Origin of the sequence: Aquiluna sp. KACHI24 (assembly GCF_025997915.1) — a bacterium.
Taxonomy (GTDB): Bacteria; Actinomycetota; Actinomycetes; order Actinomycetales; family Microbacteriaceae; genus Aquiluna.
In genome coordinates this window covers 382,739-398,381 of record NZ_AP026677.1, presented here as the reverse complement: position 1 = coordinate 398,381, position 15,643 = coordinate 382,739, and the positions used below count along the sequence as shown (strand labels likewise).

General features: G+C 55.4%; 15 protein-coding genes and 1 pseudogene. All 16 read right to left on the bottom strand.

Annotated features, from left to right (window positions below; genetic code table 11):
- Window positions 1-15 precede the first annotated feature (15 nt).
- The 16 genes and pseudogenes from OO713_RS02040 to lysA all read right to left on the bottom strand — a co-directional run bounded on the left by OO713_RS02040 (window position 16) and on the right by lysA (window position 15,641).
- Complete coding sequence (locus tag OO713_RS02040; RefSeq protein WP_264786000.1) at window positions 16-918, bottom strand: F0F1 ATP synthase subunit gamma; 903 nt, start codon at window positions 916-918, stop codon at window positions 16-18.
- A gap of 18 nt (window positions 919-936) precedes the next feature.
- Window positions 937-2,574, bottom strand: a complete 1,638-nt coding sequence (gene atpA / locus OO713_RS02035; RefSeq protein ID WP_264785999.1) for a F0F1 ATP synthase subunit alpha — start codon at window positions 2,572-2,574, stop codon at window positions 937-939.
- A 29-nt stretch (window positions 2,575-2,603) separates the two neighbouring features.
- On the bottom strand, window positions 2,604-3,389 hold the full coding sequence (gene atpH / locus OO713_RS02030; protein ID WP_264785998.1) for an ATP synthase F1 subunit delta: 786 nt from the start codon (window positions 3,387-3,389) through the stop codon (window positions 2,604-2,606).
- 5 nt (window positions 3,390-3,394) lie between these two features.
- Window positions 3,395-3,943, bottom strand: coding sequence for a F0F1 ATP synthase subunit B (locus tag OO713_RS02025; protein WP_264785997.1), 549 nt, complete (start codon window positions 3,941-3,943; stop codon window positions 3,395-3,397).
- 19 nt (window positions 3,944-3,962) lie between these two features.
- A complete protein-coding gene (gene atpE, locus OO713_RS02020) occupies window positions 3,963-4,193 on the bottom strand; it encodes an ATP synthase F0 subunit C (protein ID WP_264785996.1) in 231 nt (76 codons plus the stop codon).
- Between the two features lie 40 nt (window positions 4,194-4,233).
- The gene (gene atpB / locus OO713_RS02015; protein ID WP_264786415.1) at window positions 4,234-5,055 is read right to left on the bottom strand and encodes a F0F1 ATP synthase subunit A; all 822 of its coding nucleotides are present in this window, start codon (window positions 5,053-5,055) and stop codon (window positions 4,234-4,236) included.
- A 109-nt stretch (window positions 5,056-5,164) separates the two neighbouring features.
- Entirely contained in the window at window positions 5,165-5,569 is a 405-nt protein-coding gene (locus OO713_RS02010; protein WP_264785995.1) for a hypothetical protein, read from the bottom strand.
- Window positions 5,559-6,677 (bottom strand): MraY family glycosyltransferase, encoded by a 1,119-nt coding sequence (locus OO713_RS02005; RefSeq protein WP_264785994.1) that lies wholly within the window; start codon window positions 6,675-6,677, stop codon window positions 5,559-5,561. The genes OO713_RS02010 and OO713_RS02005 overlap by 11 nt, the downstream gene beginning before the upstream one ends.
- The gene (locus tag OO713_RS02000) at window positions 6,678-7,340 is read right to left on the bottom strand and encodes an L-threonylcarbamoyladenylate synthase (RefSeq protein ID WP_264785993.1); all 663 of its coding nucleotides are present in this window, start codon (window positions 7,338-7,340) and stop codon (window positions 6,678-6,680) included.
- Window positions 7,341-7,348: 8 nt separating this feature from the next.
- Window positions 7,349-8,194, bottom strand: coding sequence for a peptide chain release factor N(5)-glutamine methyltransferase (prmC, locus tag OO713_RS01995; RefSeq protein ID WP_264785992.1), 846 nt, complete (start codon window positions 8,192-8,194; stop codon window positions 7,349-7,351).
- Window positions 8,194-9,270, bottom strand: coding sequence for a peptide chain release factor 1 (gene prfA / locus OO713_RS01990; RefSeq protein WP_264785991.1), 1,077 nt, complete (start codon window positions 9,268-9,270; stop codon window positions 8,194-8,196). The genes prmC and prfA overlap by 1 nt, the downstream gene beginning before the upstream one ends.
- Window positions 9,271-9,272: 2 nt before the next feature.
- Window positions 9,273-10,622 (bottom strand): annotated as a pseudogene (rho, locus tag OO713_RS01985) (transcription termination factor Rho); the annotation flags it as partial.
- Window positions 10,623-10,961: 339 nt separating this feature from the next.
- Entirely contained in the window at window positions 10,962-11,807 is an 846-nt protein-coding gene (thrB, locus tag OO713_RS01980) for a homoserine kinase (RefSeq protein ID WP_264786413.1), read from the bottom strand.
- 62 nt (window positions 11,808-11,869) lie between these two features.
- The gene (gene thrC / locus OO713_RS01975; protein WP_264785990.1) at window positions 11,870-12,952 is read right to left on the bottom strand and encodes a threonine synthase; all 1,083 of its coding nucleotides are present in this window, start codon (window positions 12,950-12,952) and stop codon (window positions 11,870-11,872) included.
- Complete coding sequence (locus OO713_RS01970; RefSeq protein ID WP_264785989.1) at window positions 12,952-14,238, bottom strand: homoserine dehydrogenase; 1,287 nt, start codon at window positions 14,236-14,238, stop codon at window positions 12,952-12,954. The genes thrC and OO713_RS01970 overlap by 1 nt, the downstream gene beginning before the upstream one ends.
- A complete protein-coding gene (gene lysA / locus OO713_RS01965) occupies window positions 14,238-15,641 on the bottom strand; it encodes a diaminopimelate decarboxylase (RefSeq protein ID WP_264785988.1) in 1,404 nt (467 codons plus the stop codon). The genes OO713_RS01970 and lysA overlap by 1 nt, the downstream gene beginning before the upstream one ends.
- Window positions 15,642-15,643 lie beyond the last annotated feature (2 nt).

Below are 15,643 nucleotides of genomic sequence, written 5' to 3'. Positions count from 1 at the left end.
TTTGCTTTCTTTCTCTTAGTCCTCGGTAACCGTGGCCAGCGCATCTGCGCCGCCCACAATCTCCGAAATCTGCTGGGTAATTTCTGCCTGGCGCGCTGCGTTTGCCAAGCGGGTGTAGTTCAAAATCAGTTTGTCTGCGTTGTCAGTTGCGCTCTTCATCGCCTTCTGACGAGCTGCATGCTCGGCAGCTGCAGACTGCAGCATGACATTGAAAATGCGGTTCTCGATGTACACAGGGAGTAGAGCGTCCAGGACCTGTTCAACCTCTGGCTCAAACTCAAACAGCGGGAATACCTCGGTAGAGGAAACTGCTTCCTGCTCGACTACCTCAAGAGGTAGTAGGCGAATCTTCTCTGGCTCCTGAACCATCATCGAAACAAAACGGTTACCGACCAGATAGATCTCGTCGACTCCCCCGTTCTCATATGGCTTGAGGAAGGCATCGGTCAACTCAGCTGCAATCTCACGCGCGGTGTCGAACTGTGGCAGGTCAGTGCCACCGATCCACTCACGAATATAGGTCTTGCGGCGGAAGCTGAAGTTACCTACAGCCTTACGACCAACTAGGTAGTAAACAACTTCCTTGCCCTGCTGGGTAAGCATCGCGGTAACCGCCTCGGCCTCTTTAAGCACTGAAGAGGAGAATGCACCTGCCAAACCGCGGTCAGAGGTGAAGATCACCACTGCGGTTCTGCGGTGGTTACCGTCATCGGTTAGCAGCGGGTGGTCAACATTTGAGTAGGTGGCCACTGCTGAAACCGCGCGGGTAACCGCACGGGTATAAGGACTCGACGCAGCAACACGCTGCTGCGCCTTGGCGATTCTCGATGCCGAGATCAGCTCCATGGCGCGAGTAATCTTCTTGGTCGTCTTGGCAGACTTAATTTTCTGCCGGTAGACCCGAAGTTGCGCTCCCATTAGCTTGCCTTACCCTTCTTAGCGCTTCTGCTTTACGATCTGCTCCTGGCCAATCTCCTCCGGAGATGCAGCCTCAACAGATGCGGAACCAGCCTTGACCAGTGGCTCACCGGAGTGAGTCAGGAACATCTTCTTGAAGTGCTCCAGCTGCTTCTCCAGCTCCTCAATGGTGTCCTTCTCAAGCTTTGAGGTCTCGCGAATGACATTCAGTGCGGAAGAGTTGCGCTTTAGGAAGTCCAGGAACTCGCGCTCGAAGCGCAGCACATCCTGAACTGCAACATCGTCAAGCTTTCCGGTGGTACCAGCCCAAATTGAGACAGTCTGCTCTTCAACTGGGAATGGCGAGTACTGAGGCTGCTTTAGAAGCTCGGTCAGACGTGCACCACGCTCTAGCTGCTTGCGAGATGCAGCGTCTAGATCCGAAGCGAACATTGCGAATGCCTCAAGTGCACGGTACTGAGCTAGCTCTAGCTTCAGAGTTCCGGATACACCCTTGATGCTCTTTAGCTGAGCAGCTCCACCCACACGGGAAACCGAAATACCTACGTCGATAGCAGGGCGCTGGTTCGCGTTGAACAGGTCTGACTGCAAGAAGATCTGACCATCGGTGATCGAAATCACGTTGGTTGGGATGTATGCAGAAACGTCGTTTGCCTTGGTCTCGATGATTGGAAGTCCAGTCATCGATCCGGCACCCATCTCGTCGGAGAGCTTTGCACAGCGCTCTAGCAAGCGGGAGTGTAAGTAGAAGACGTCACCTGGGTATGCCTCACGTCCTGGTGGACGACGCAGTAGCAGCGAAACTGCACGGTAGGCCTCAGCCTGCTTAGACAGGTCATCGAAGATGATGAGAACGTGCTTGCCGCCGTACATCCAGTGCTGACCAATGGCGCTACCGGTGTAAGGGGCTAGGTACTTAAAACCTGCTGGGTCGGATGCTGGAGAAGCCACGATGGTGGTGTACTCCATTGCGCCGGCCTGCTCCAAAGCAGCCTTGACACCAGCAATGGTCGAACCCTTCTGACCGATCGCTACGTAGATGCAACGAACCTGCTTGGTTGGGTCTCCAGAAAGCCAGTTGTCACGCTGGTTGATGATGGTGTCAACTGCGATAGCGGTCTTACCGGTCTGGCGGTCACCAATGATCAGCTGGCGCTGTCCACGACCGATTGGAATCATGGCGTCGATCGCCTTGATACCGGTCTGTAGTGGCTCGTGAACCGACTTACGCTGCATAACGCCAGGTGCCTGAAGCTCAAGCGCACGGCGACCCTCAGATGGAATCTCACCAAGACCGTCAATTGGGTTACCCAGTGGGTTTACAACGCGACCTAGGTAAGCGTCACCGACTGGAACAGAGAGAACCTCCCCAGTGCGGTAGACCTCCATACCTTCTTCGATGCCGGTGAACTCACCGAGTACAACAACACCAATCTCGCGCTCGTCAAGGTTCAGTGCTAGGCCTAGGGTGCCGTCCTGGAAACGCAGAAGCTCGTTAGCCATCGCGCCAGGAAGGCCCTCAATGTGTGCAATGCCGTCACCAGCGTCGATTACATAACCGACTTCCTGCTTCTGCGAGTTCTGAGGCTCGTATGACGAAACGAAGTCTTTCAGGGCATCCCGAATCTCATTCGGGCTGATCTTTAGCTCTGACATTAGCTTCCTCTGCTTCTTTTGTTTGGCAACTAGCTCAGTTGCAATCTTGCGTTTGAAATTTTGGTTAGAACGGTTGCGTCAATGACCTCACCGGCGACGGCCACGTGAATGCCGCCAATGACAGTTGGGTCAACGTCAACGTTGAGTTGTAGCTTCTTGCCATAAACGCCGTTGAGTGCTGCTTCTAAGCGCTCAAGCTGAGCGGTTGAAAGCTCACGAGCAACCCGAACTCGGGCCACGAACTCACCTGCGTACTCAGCAACCCAGACACCGTACTGCCCAACTACCTGCGCAAAGCGCTTGTAGGCGGAAGAGTCGATTGCCTGCAGTGCCAGCGCAAGTGCGGCCTCGGAAACCTTGCCAGCGAAAAGCTTGCTGATCAGGGTTCGCTTGGCCTCAGAATCACGGTTTGAACTAAGAGCCAGTTCAAGCTCGTGATCAGAAGATGCAGTCTGTTCGATGGCAAACAACTCAGCCTGAAGCTGGTCGATGTTTGCGCTTTGGGCGGCAACTCTAACCCCAAGCTGCTCCATGGCAGCGGGAAGGTCTCGAGTCGCCGACCAGCGCAACTTCGATAACTCAATGAGTAGACCCACGGTCTGCTCGGTTAACTTGGCACCAAATACCTGCCGTACGACCTGCTCCTTGCCCGCAACTTCGGCGGAAGGATCCGAAAGCATAGAGCGCAGTGATGAGCTCTGCTGCAGAGCATTGCTTGCAGCGAAGAGCTCCAAGGCAGTCGTTAGGTTGGTCGCACCAAGTGCTGCCAGCTTCTCACCGGCAATGATCTTGGATGCTCTGGTACTGGATGCCATGGGTTCTAGGCCTTCTTTGCTTCTAGCTCGGCAATGAAGTCGTCAACGACCTTGTTTGCGATTGCGTCATCCTGCAGCTTCACTGCAACAATGCGAGAGGCAAGCTCGATAGCTAGGCCTCCAACCTCGTTGCGAAGTGCGTTCATGGCACTCTCGCGCTCAGCCTCCAGGGCAGATTTTGCGATCTGCGCTAGACGCTCGGACTCGGCCGAAGCCTGTGCCTTCATCTCAGCCAGGATTGCAGCGCCTTCAGCGCGTGCCTCCTCACGGATTGATGAGGATTCAGCCCTGAGCTTTTCCTGCTCTGCCTCAACTGCTGCGGTGCGCTCCTCAGCTGCCTTCTGGGCAGCTTCGGCATCAGCCAAGCGACCTTCAATGGCCTTGGCGCGCTCGTCAAGCATCTTCTTGAATCCAGGAAGAACCTTGAACCAGAAGAAGGTCAGTAGGAAAACAAAGACAACCGACGACCAGGTGATGTCATAGACCGCAGGCAGCAGCGGGTTAGGCGTGGCGCCTTCCTCGGCTGCCGCAGCGGCAAGAATCTGAATAGTCATGGTCTATAAGTGTTTTCTACTAGCCGAAGATGAATGGGGTTGCTAGACCGATTAGCGCTAGTGCCTCGGTGAATGCGATACCTAGCCACATGGTTACCTGTAGCTTGCCGGCTAGCTCTGGCTGACGAGCGATTGACTCGATGGTCTTGGATACAACCAGACCTACACCGATGCCAGGGCCGATAGCTGCGAGGCCGTAACCAACTACTGCGATGTTGCCGGATAGCTCGGCGATGTTTACTGCGTCCACTTGATTTCCTTCCGTGGGGTTTAGATCGACGGTTGTCGACTTAGTGTTCGTCTGCCAATGCCAACTGAATGTAGACAGTGGTCAGAAGAGTGAATACGTAGGCCTGCAATACCGCAACCAAGATCTCGAAGACGGTGAATGCAAAGCCAAAGAGCAAGGTGCCGGCACCAAAGAACTTGAAGATGCCGTCAGCCTCGAAGAAGAAGAACTGGGTTGCTGAGAAGCAGAGCACCAACAGCAAGTGGCCGGCGATCATGTTCATCAGAAGACGAAGAGCCAAGGTCACTGGGCGGAGGATGAATGTTGAAAGCAACTCAATCGGAGTAACCAGGGTGTAAAAAGCTGGTGGCACTCCGGATGGGAAGAGTGCGTTCTTGAAGAATTTGGCTCCGTGGCGCTTTACACCCGCATAGATGAACGTTACGTAAGCAGCAAGGGCCAAAACCAGAGGGATACCGATAACCGAAGTTCCCGCAATATTTGCAAACGGGATGATGCCGGTGATGTTCATGCCCAACACCATGAAGAAGATCGTGGTCAGTAGCGGCAGGAAGCGCTCTCCATCTTTTTCACCAAGCTGGTCGTGAGCGATGCTCTTTCGAACAAAGTTCAGCGCCATCTCACCGAGAAGCTGGAAGCGACCTGGAACCACGTTGCCCGCCTTGACGGCCTGGTTGAACTTGCGAGTCCACAGCCAGAAAAGCACGATCAGCACAGTCATGACAATCAAACGAATCATCATGATTCGGTTGATGGCGAAAGGGGTTCCCTCGAAAGCAACGATTTCAGGATAGAACTCGTAGATGCTCGGCGGGTGGAATCCGCCTTCCTCGGCCGCAATCAGGCTCAGCGCACTAAACAGGGTCGTTCTCCTGGCTCAGGCGGCAAAAAATACCGCGGGGTTTCGGGAAGCTCCAACGAGTTTATAAGAGGTTTTGTTCCCTTTTTCCCCATTTAGAAAAAAAGTAGAACTAATTGTCCAGAATCGGCTGGCGGCCCTTGAGAACCACCCAGCTGTCGATGGCCAAACCGCCCAAAACCGATGCGACCACTGCAAAGAAAAATACTGGTCCGGAGATAAAGTCCGCCCCCTGCAGCGCACCCAGGGTCACGGCAAAAAGCAGCACCTTGATAAGCCAACCTCCAAGCACCAATCCGTAGAAGCCGGCTAGCGGAAGTCTTGCTCCAAGCCAGATGCTGAAAATCGTGAAAGTCGAGAATGCCATCGAAACGGCTGCCCCAATTAGCGCGGAATAGACCCCATCCATTCCGGCAAACAAAAAGCCCAATCCTGAGCCGAAGACGGCAATCAAAATCAACAAGATTGCGCTGAGGGCCAGTGCCCGCTTGTAGATGTCAGCCGAGTTACTTGCCACGGAGTGCCTTTCTGATTTTGCGAATTCGCCTAAGGACTGGGAGGTAGGTGTGGATCAAAGCTGCGATTAGCCAGGCCCCAAACAGGACCAATACCGGTCCGGTTTCAAACCAAAACAGTAGTAGCAGGGTGGTTGATACCAGTGCGGTCCAGTGGTAGAAAACCCACACCGCCCCAGCATGGGAGTGACCGATGTCTTGAAGCTGGTGGTGGATGTGCTCTTTGTCTGCTGCGAACGGGGACTGTCCGCGCCTAAGTCTTCTGATAACCGCGAAGAAAAGATCCAGTAGCGGCAGGATCAAAATCATTACCGGCAAGGCCAGCGGAATTAGCGCTGGCAGCAGATCGCTGTTGGTCACGGTCGCTGGGTCAATGTTTCCTGTGACGGTGATGGCACTCGTCGCCATCAAGAGCCCCAGCAGCATGGCACCGGAGTCACCCATAAAAATCTTGGCGGGACGGAAGTTGTGTGGCAGGAACCCGACCACCATTCCCAGCACGATCGCCGAAAGAAGGCCGGCTGTCGAAAAGTAGTTGGTTGGTGAGGTTTGCTGTGCCAACACATAGGTGTAGATAAAAAAGCTCAGGGTGCCAATGCCAACCACACCGGCAGCTAAACCGTCTAGGCCGTCAATGAAGTTCACAGCGTTCATGACCAGCACGACCACGAACATGGTGACGGCAAGTGAGACTCCAAAGGAGCCAACGGTGAGACCACCAATCGGTAGCGAAACAATCTGAATTCCAGACGAAGCCAAGATCCAGGCGGCCGCCATCTGACCACCCATCTTTGCGGTCCAGTCCAGCTCGATCAGGTCATCCAAAAGACCAATCACGATTATCAGACCGCTAGCGCCAACGATTGCCCAGATCGGCCCAGGATCCAAAAACAAACTCTCAAACCAGCCGAAACTCCCGGCCGCGGCAACACCTGCAACCAGACCAAAGAACATGCCAACGCCACCGATTCTGGGGATCGGAGACTTGTGCACATCGCGCTCACGAATCGCTGGGTGGATGTTGTACCTTCTGGCCAGATAGCGCACCGCCCAGGTAGCCAGGTAAGTAACTATGGCCGAGAGCAGTAATACCAGAAGGTAGGCGCGCACTTAGTCGACCTGCAGTTGTGCATCACCAATCACCGAGCGAATTCGCTCGAGTGAAATGGCGCCCTTTCTCAAGACTCGAATCGGTTGACCATCTCTAACCTGAGACAAATCCAAAATCGTTGATGCTTCGCCCTTAGGACTCGACCCGGCATCGAGGTAAACCGGAACCTTCTCTTTGAAATACTCCGCTGCCTGTTGAGCAGTCACTGCTGCTGGCTCACCCGTGAGGTTCGCACTCGATACCGCTAGCGGTCCGACGTCCTCCAGGAGCGCAAGTGTGATCTTGTGGTCTGGGACCCGAAGGGCAACCGTTCCCCTGGTGTCACCCAAATCCCAATCGAGGGACAACTGAGCCTTGAGAACCATGGTTAATGCACCTGGCCAAAAAGCTGCGGCCAGCTGATTTGCAATTAGAGGCAGATCGGTGGCCAGCGCGGACATGGTCTCCACCTTTGGAATCAAAACCGGAGGAGGTGAAGTTCGGTCACGGCCCTTGAGTGCAAGTAGTTGCTCGACGCCCTTGACACTGAAAGCATCTGCCGCCAAACCGTAAACAGTGTCGGTAGGAATCACTACAACCTCGGAGCGATCCAAGGCGACCTTGGCCTGGCGAAAGCCGCCGAGAAGTTCGACATCCACTGAGCAGTCGTAAATCTTCTGCATTCTCGGCTCTACTTTCTAGCGCTGATAGTTCTAAATCTGTCAGTCAAATCTTTATGGGCGATAACTTCTTTGTACCCTTGCGCCAATAGTAATTCAACGATGGCGTCGGACTGTCCGTCGGCATGCTCCAAAGCGATGACTCCCCCGTCGACCAATAGCTCGTGCCCGATGCTTACCAGGTCTCGAATCAGATCCAGGCCGTCCTGCCCCGAATAAAGTGCCAATTCAGGATCGTGAAGATACACCTCGGGGTCCAATGGAACCGCACCCTCGGGAATGTATGGAGGGTTAGAGACCAACAGGTCCACGCTCCCAACCAGATCAAAGCTGTCATCTGGAAACTTGCCCTCCCTCAGCGTCACTGACGGAGCGAGATCCAAAAGATTCTGCCTCAGGTAAGGAATGGCTTCCGGGGATGTTTCAAGCGCCAAGACATCGGCATCCGTCCTAGCGCGGGCAATTGCAATCGAAATGATTCCCGAGCCAGATCCAACCTCAAAGACATTCGGATTGGGCTTGCTCTTTATCAAATCAAGACTGACACCAACTAAAACCTCGGTTTCTGGCCTAGGGATAAAAACCCCGGGACCAACCGAAACCTCGAAGTCCAAAAACGCAGCAGCTCCGGTGATGTGCTGCAGCGGTTCACGCAAGACCCTGCGCTGCAGTGCCTCTAGAAACTTTGCATGCGCCGAATCACTCAGCCCAAGATCAAAACTCATACGAGTCAGAAGTTCGGTCTTGGTGATTTCGGCAGCGTGACAAATGAGCCAGTAAGCATCAGCCTCATAAGAGGCAACGCCAGCCTTGGCTAGCTCCTCTTTCGCAAAGGCCAAAGCCTCAACAAAGCGCATTACTCTCCGGCAAGCGCGGCGAGTCTGGCCTCTTCGTCCATCTTGATGGCTGACTGCACGATTGGCTCAAGGGCGCCGTCCATGACCTGATCTAGGTTGTAAGCCTTGTATCCGGTGCGGTGATCGGCAATTCGGTTCTCAGGGAAGTTGTAGGTGCGAATGCGCTCGGAGCGGTCCACGGTACGAATCTGAGACTTTCTCGCCGCCGACTGCTCAGCCTCAATTGCCTCCTGCTGGGCAGCGAGCAAGCGAGCCCTTAGCACGCGCATGGCCGCTTCGCGGTTTTGCAGCTGCGACTTCTCGTTCTGCATCGAGACCACGATTCCGGTTGGAAGGTGAGTGATGCGAACTGCGGAGTCAGTTGTGTTCACCGACTGGCCACCAGGACCTGAAGAGCGGAAGACATCGATGCGCAAGTCATTTTGGTTGATGTCTACCTCTTCAGGCTCATCAACCTCTGGAAACACCAATACTCCGGCAGCGGAGGTGTGGATCCGACCCTGAGTCTCAGTCACTGGCACTCGCTGCACGCGGTGAACCCCACCCTCGTACTTCAGGTGAGCCCAAACTCCATCTGCTGGATCGGTGGCTGATGACTTGATTGCAACCTGGACATCTTTGATGCCACCCAAATCACTCTCGGTGCGGTCCAAGACCTCTGCCTTCCAACCCTTGGAGGTTGCATAGTGCATGTACATGCGAAGCAGATCGGCTGCGAACAGTGCCGACTCGGCACCACCTTCACCAGCCTTGATTTCCATAATCACATCACGCCCATCGTCTGGGTCACGAGGGATGAGAAGCCTGCGCAGTTTTTCCTGGGCTTCCTTGAGGCGCTCCTGCATGCCTGGAAGTTCGGCGGCAAAAGCCTCGTCTTCCTTGGCTAGCTCCGAAGCCGCTGCAATATCATCCTGCAGGCCGATCACGTTGGCTTCGGCGTTCAGGATTGCAGATAGCTCGGCATAGCGACGATTAAGCTTCTTTGCCAACGCGGGGTTGGCGTGAACTGAAGCATCGCTGAGCTGCTTCTGCAGCTCAGCGTGCTCAGACCTTAGTCCTTGCAGCGAGTCGAGCAAGATTACTCCGCATCAGTCTCGGAAGGAACCGGCATTGACTTCTCAAGCTTTAGCAAGAACTCAACGTTGCTCTGAGTGTCTTTCAAGCGGCTCAGAACCAGCTCAAGTGCCTGCTGCTGCTCCAAGCCTGCAAGAGCGCGGCGCAGCTTCCAGATGATCTTGGTCTCCTGCGGGCTCATCAGCATTTCTTCGCGTCTGGTTCCAGAGGCATTGATGTCGACGGCTGGGAAGATTCGCTTGTCAGCGAGCTGACGAGATAGGCGAAGCTCCATGTTTCCAGTTCCCTTGAACTCCTCGAAGATGACCTCATCCATCTTGGATCCGGTCTCAACCAAGGCAGTTGCCAAGATAGTCAGCGAGCCACCGTTTTCGATGTTTCTGGCTGCACCGAAGAACTTCTTTGGTGGGTAGAGGGCTGAAGAGTCAACACCACCGGAGAGAATGCGGCCGGATGCTGGAGCGGAAAGGTTGTAGGCACGACCTAGACGAGTGATCGAGTCGAGCAGCACGACAACGTCGTGACCCATCTCAACCAAACGCTTGGCGCGCTCAATCGCGAGCTCAGCAACGGTGGTGTGGTCATCGGCAGGGCGGTCGAAGGTGGAGGCAATGACCTCACCCTTGACAGTGCGCTGCATGTCGGTGACTTCTTCAGGGCGCTCGTCAACCAAAACAACCATCAGGTGAACCTCTGGGTTGTTGGTTGAAATTGCGTTTGCAATTGCCTGTAGCACCAAGGTCTTACCGGCCTTTGGTGGGGAAACGATCAATCCACGCTGTCCCTTACCAATCGGGGCTACCAGGTCAATGATTCTGGTGGACAACTTCTTAGGGTCGGTCTCAAGACGCAGTCTGGCGTCTGGGTAAAGCGGGGTCAGCTTGCCAAATTCGACGCGAGCGGCTGCCTCTTCCAAGGTCTGACCGTTTACCGAGTCAACTCGTACTAGCGCGTTGAACTTCTGGCGCTGGTTGTTGTCGCTCTCACGAGGCTGACGGATTGAACCGACGACTGCATCACCCTTGCGAAGGCCGTACTTCTTGACCTGTCCGAGAGACACGTAAACATCGTTTGGACCCGGTAGGTATCCCGAGGTTCTAAGGAAAGCGTAGTTGTCAAGGACATCCAGGATTCCAGCGACTGGAACTAGGACATCATCCTCAGATACCTCTGGCTCTGCCTCATCCTGTGATCCATTGCGACGGCGGTCACGGTCACGGAAGCGACCGCGACGGTTTCTGCCACCGCGACGGTCATCGTCACGATCCTGACGAGACTCGCGCTCGCCGCGCTCGCCCTGGTTGCTCTCGCCCTCGCTGCGCTCCTCGGAGCCCTCGTTGCGCTGGCGGTCACGACCACCGCGGTCCTGACGGCCCTCACGTGGTGCACGCTCCTCGCGAGGTGCGCGCTCTTCGCGTGCTGGACGCTCGGTTGCTTCTGGCTTTGACTCGGCCTTGGTCTCGGTGCTTACCTCTGCGCCCGATTCCTTCTTAGTGGAGCGGCGGCGAGTGGTCTTGGCCTCTTGTGGTGCTCCAGTCTGTGGTGCGGAAGCCTCGACGGTTGCGCTGGTAGCGCGGCGAACGCGTCTTGCTGGCTTTTCCTGCTGGATTTCATCCATGTATGGTTACTCGTTTCTTTGCGGCACAGATTGCCGGATTTGAAGAATTTCTATGAGAGAAGCAGTGGCGGGCTTTTAGTTGCCTGATCCAAACTGCAGCTCAACACTAGCACCTTTGTAATCAACTGCAAGCGTTAGCGCTTTCCAGTGTGGAAAGTTCTCTTTTGCAATTGCAATAGCGCTGAGGCGATCCTGTGGCGATGGCTCCAGGACCAAAACCGATGGCCCGGCGCCTGACACGACTGCCGGGTGTCCGGCAGCTCGAAGCTCGGCCACCAAAGCAGAGGTCTCCGGCATTGCGCTGGCTCGATAGTTTTGGTGGAGACGATCCTCGGTAGCTGCGAACAGTAGCTCGGGGCTCTGAGTCAGCGCGGCAACCAACAGAGCAGAGCGCGAGAGGTTGAACACGGCATCGGTGTGAGGGACGGACTCAGGCTGCAACGACCTAGCCAACTTGGTAGACATCTGGTGCGGTGGTACGAAGACCAAAGGCGAAATACCACGGTGCGCGATCAGCTTCTTGTGATGTGGTCCGGATTCGTCTTTCCAGGCGATAGTCAAGCCGCCGAAAAGTGCTGGAGCAACATTGTCCGGGTGACCCTCTATGTCGGTTGCGAACTCAAGGAGCTCTTGCTCGCTGAAACTGCGCTTCTGGCTCAGGAGTCCACTGGCCAGCATCACACCACCGGCAACCGCAGCTCCGGAGGAGCCCATGCCGCGACCGTGTGGGATTTGGTTGTGACAGCGAATTCTGAGAGCAGGTAGTTGCTCCCCTACTTTTTGAAAGACGTGCTGAATGGTTTTGTAAATCAGATTTCCGGCATCGGTTGCAACCTCACCGGACCCCTCGCCTTCGACCACAATCTCAAGCCCAGATTCAATCACCTCGGCCTGGTACTCGTCATAAAAGCTCAGCGCCATGCCAAGGGTGTCAAAGCCTGGACCGAGATTCGCACTGGTCGCAGGAATGCGAACCTTTACGATCACTTGTTGCGCTCCAAACCGAGGATGTCGGCAACCGCACTCGCAGTTGCAGTCACCTTCTTTGGCTTGATTTGGCGACCACGCTCGTCCTTTAGGGCCCAGTCTGGATCCTTGAGGCCGTGACCGGTAACGGTGACCACAATTGAGTTGACCTTTGGCAGTTGACCTAGCTTTGCTGCCTTGTAAAGACCTGCAGCCCCGGTCGCGCTCGATGGCTCAACGAATACTCCGGCCTCCTGCGACAGGAAGCCGTGCATCCACAAAATCTCTTTGTCGCTAACCGCCCCAAATGCGCCGTCCGTGTCACGCTTTGCCTCTTGCGCCAAATCCCAGGATGCAGGGTTACCGATTCGAATAGCGGTGGCAATGGTCTCTGGCTTGAGAACTGGAGATCCCTTAATGAACGGAGCGCTACCCTCAGCCTGGATACCCCAGAGCTTGGGAAGCGTCGAGATGCGACCCATGTCTCTCTCTTCGCGGTAACCAAGGTGATAAGCAGAGATGTTGCCGGCATTTCCAAGTGGCATTGCGTGCAAATCTGGTGCGTAACCCAGTGCATCGAATACCTCAAAGGCGGCGGTCTTTTGACCCTGAAGTCGATCTGGGTTTACCGAGTTGACCAAGAAGACCGGATAGCCCTCGCTTAGCTCCCTGGCTAGTCGCAGACAGTCATCGAAGTTGCCACGCACTTGCAAGATCTGTGCCTTGTGAGCAACTGCTTGGGAGAGCTTGCCCCAGGAAATCTTGCCCGCTGGAACCAAAACCACGGACTGCATGCCAGCCTTCACGGCGTAGGCCGCGGCAGCCGCAGAGGTGTTTCCGGTTGACGCTGCGATTACAGCCTGTGCGCCCTTGCCCTTCGCCTTTGAAACCGCTGTAGTCATACCGCGGTCCTTGAACGAACCGGTTGGGTTCATGCCTTCGAACTTGAGGTGCACCGATCCAACATCTAACAACTTCGCGAGCGCCGGAGCCTCGATTAGCGGAGTGCCGCCTTCGCCCAGGGTGACTATGGGGTCAGACTCAGTGAAAGGTAGTCGATCAAAATACTCGCGAATTACGCCGCGCCACTGGTGAGCCATTACATTCCCTCCACTCGGATGACCGAGCTAATTTGCTGAACTGAATTCTTGCTGCGAAGCGAGGAGACCACCTGCTCCAGTGCCTGCTCCGAGGCTCTGTGAGTCATTACAGTCAGCAGCGCTGCTCCGGTGGTTGCAGAGCTCTGACTTACCGTCTCTACGCTCACGCCATGCTCGGCAAACACCGATGCAATCGATGCCAATACACCTGGCTCATCGCTCACCTGAAGGGTGATTTGATAACGCGTCTGAATGCGTTGCACCGGAAGAGCCTCTAGGTTTGCATGCACAGAGTCCGCAAGGCCTGGCCCACCTGCAAGGTGGCGCTTGGCAGCGGAAACCAAATCACCAAGAATTGCCGACGCGGTTTGTGGGCCACCAGCACCAGCACCGTAGAACATCAAACGGCCAGCGGATTCAGCCTCAACAAAGACTGCGTTGTAGGCACCGCGAACTGCAGCTAGCGGGTGATCCAACGGAATCAGTGTTGGGTGAACCCTGGCAACCAAACCATCGTCCACTCGCTCACAGATTGCCAATAGCTTTACCGCGTAGCCCGCATCACGCGCAGTTTCCATTTGCAAAGCGGTAACCGACGTAATTCCCTCGCGGTGCACTTTCTCGACTGGAACCTCGGAGTGGAAGGCAAGGGAAGCCAAGATAGCGGCCTTGGATGCTGCGTCATAACCCTCAATGTCAGCAGTCGGGTCAGCCTCGGCATAACCGAGCTTAGTTGCCTCAGCCAGTGCCTCATCGAAATCTGCCCCGGTTGACTCCATGCGGTCGAGGATGAAGTTAGTCGTGCCATTCACGATGCCCATGACTCGATTTACCTTGTCACCAGCCAGTGATTCTCGAAGCGGACGAATGATTGGGATCGCTCCAGCAACTGCAGCCTCGTAGTAAAGCTGAGCCCCAAGCTGCTCTGCTAAATCAAATAGCTGCGGTCCGTGCGCGGCGATGAGCGCCTTGTTTGCTGTGATCACATCAGCACCGGAGTTGAGTGCCAGCTCGACATACTCTTTCGCGGGGTGAATGCCGCCGATGAGTTCGATGACAATGTCAGCGCTAAGAATCAGTCCCTCGGCGTCAGTGGTGAAGAGTTCGCTCGGCACACCTGGTCTGACCTGGTGGGCATCGCGAACCAAGATGCCTGCAATTTCAAACTCAGCTCCAACGCGCTGAGCCAGCTCCTGCTTGTTCTCGATCATCAGTCGAGCGACGTTTGCGCCAACTGAGCCCGCACCAAGGAGTGCGACTCTTATTGCTCGGTATGCGGTTTGCATTAGTTCCCCGTACCCTCCGATAGGCCAGCATCCCTGGCAAGTAGGTCTTGCTCGGTCTCGGTCTTGATCAAAACCTTGGTGCTGCCACTTTTGACCGCCACAACAGCGGGTCTGGTCAAGAAGTTGTAATTAGAAGATAGCGAGAAACAGTAGGCGCCGGTAGCGGGCACCGCCAGCAGATCATTCACCGCAACATCGCTTGGAAGGTAGTCGTGACGCACCACAATGTCTCCCGACTCACAGTGCTTTCCCACCACGCGGGCCAGGGCTGGAGTGGCACTTGAAGTTCTTGACGCAATCGCAACCGAATACTCAGCCTCGTAAAGCGCAGGCCTAGCGTTATCGCTCATGCCACCGTCGACACTCACGTACTTTCGAGTGGCAGCAGCCCCCGCATCTGAAACCTGGACATCCTTGATTGTGCCTACCGAGTAGAGCGTGATTCCGGCTGGACCAGCGATGGTTCGGCCTGGCTCAAAGGCAAGTTTTGGAATCTCGATTCCGAGTTGCTGGCACTTATTGGCCACCGCAGAGCTGATGCGTTCCGCCATCTCGGCAATTGGCATAGGGCGATCGGCTCCTGTGTAGCTGATGCCAAAACCGCCACCGAGATTTAGCTCTGGGACATCGCCGCCCTGCAGCAGCTCGGCATGCAAATCGAGCAATCTCTCAGCTGCGGCAATAAAGCCGTCCACCACAAAGATTTGAGAGCCAATGTGGGAGTGCAGCCCTAGAAATTTAAGGTGCGAGTGCGAGCGAATCTTGGCCACCAGGTGCGGGACGTCAGAGATAGCGATTCCGAATTTCTGGTCCTCACGCGCGGTTGCGAGATACTCGTGGGTGTGAGCGTGAACACCCGAGTTCACGCGCAATCTGACGGCCTGGGTCTTGCCCTGGGCCGTGGCCACCGATGCAATGCGCTCGATCTCTAACTCTGAGTCGATCACGATGGCACCGACATTGGCTGCGATAGCGCGTCCAATTTCAACCAGAGATTTGTTGTTCCCGTGCAGACCGATGCGTTCACCCGGCATGCCTGCCGCTAAAGCGACAGCTAGCTCGCCGCCGGTGGATACGTCAATCGATAGCCCCGCCTGCTCAACCCAGCGAACCACATCGGAGGTAAGCAGCGCTTTAGATGCGTAGTAGAGCTTGGCGCTGGTGCCGTGGCGCTGAGCAGCATCCGAGAAAGCTCTCTTGGTCTGCATCAGCCTGGCTTCAAAGTCCTCTTGGTCAACCACGTACAGCGGTGAACCGTGGCGACGAATCAGCTCGCGCACACCTACTCCGCCAACCTCTAACTCACCCTGGCTGTTGCGTTTTGCGGTGCGGGGCCAAATTTTGGGGTCAAGTGAATTCAAATCACGCTCTTCTAGCCACTTTGGAGCCAAAGGGTTCTTCATGA

What these genes read in the sequence shown, in the direction of transcription:
- OO713_RS02040 (WP_264786000.1), bottom strand. Translation starts at nt 918, where the DNA reads ATGGGAGCGCAACTTCGGGTCTACCGGCAGAAAATTAAGTCTGCCAAG.
- atpA (WP_264785999.1), bottom strand. Translation starts at nt 2,574, where the DNA reads ATGTCAGAGCTAAAGATCAGCCCGAATGAGATTCGGGATGCCCTGAAA.
- atpH (WP_264785998.1), bottom strand. Translation starts at nt 3,389, where the DNA reads ATGGCATCCAGTACCAGAGCATCCAAGATCATTGCCGGTGAGAAGCTG.
- OO713_RS02025 (WP_264785997.1), bottom strand. Translation starts at nt 3,943, where the DNA reads ATGACTATTCAGATTCTTGCCGCTGCGGCAGCCGAGGAAGGCGCCACG.
- OO713_RS02000 (WP_264785993.1), bottom strand. Translation starts at nt 7,340, where the DNA reads ATGCAGAAGATTTACGACTGCTCAGTGGATGTCGAACTTCTCGGCGGC.
- prmC (WP_264785992.1), bottom strand. Translation starts at nt 8,194, where the DNA reads ATGCGCTTTGTTGAGGCTTTGGCCTTTGCGAAAGAGGAGCTAGCCAAG.
- thrB (WP_264786413.1), bottom strand. Translation starts at nt 11,807, where the DNA reads ATGGCGCTGAGCTTTTATGACGAGTACCAGGCCGAGGTGATTGAATCT.
- thrC (WP_264785990.1), bottom strand. Translation starts at nt 12,952, where the DNA reads ATGGCTCACCAGTGGCGCGGCGTAATTCGCGAGTATTTTGATCGACTA.
- OO713_RS01970 (WP_264785989.1), bottom strand. Translation starts at nt 14,238, where the DNA reads ATGCAAACCGCATACCGAGCAATAAGAGTCGCACTCCTTGGTGCGGGC.
- lysA (WP_264785988.1), bottom strand. Translation starts at nt 15,641, where the DNA reads ATGAAGAACCCTTTGGCTCCAAAGTGGCTAGAAGAGCGTGATTTGAAT.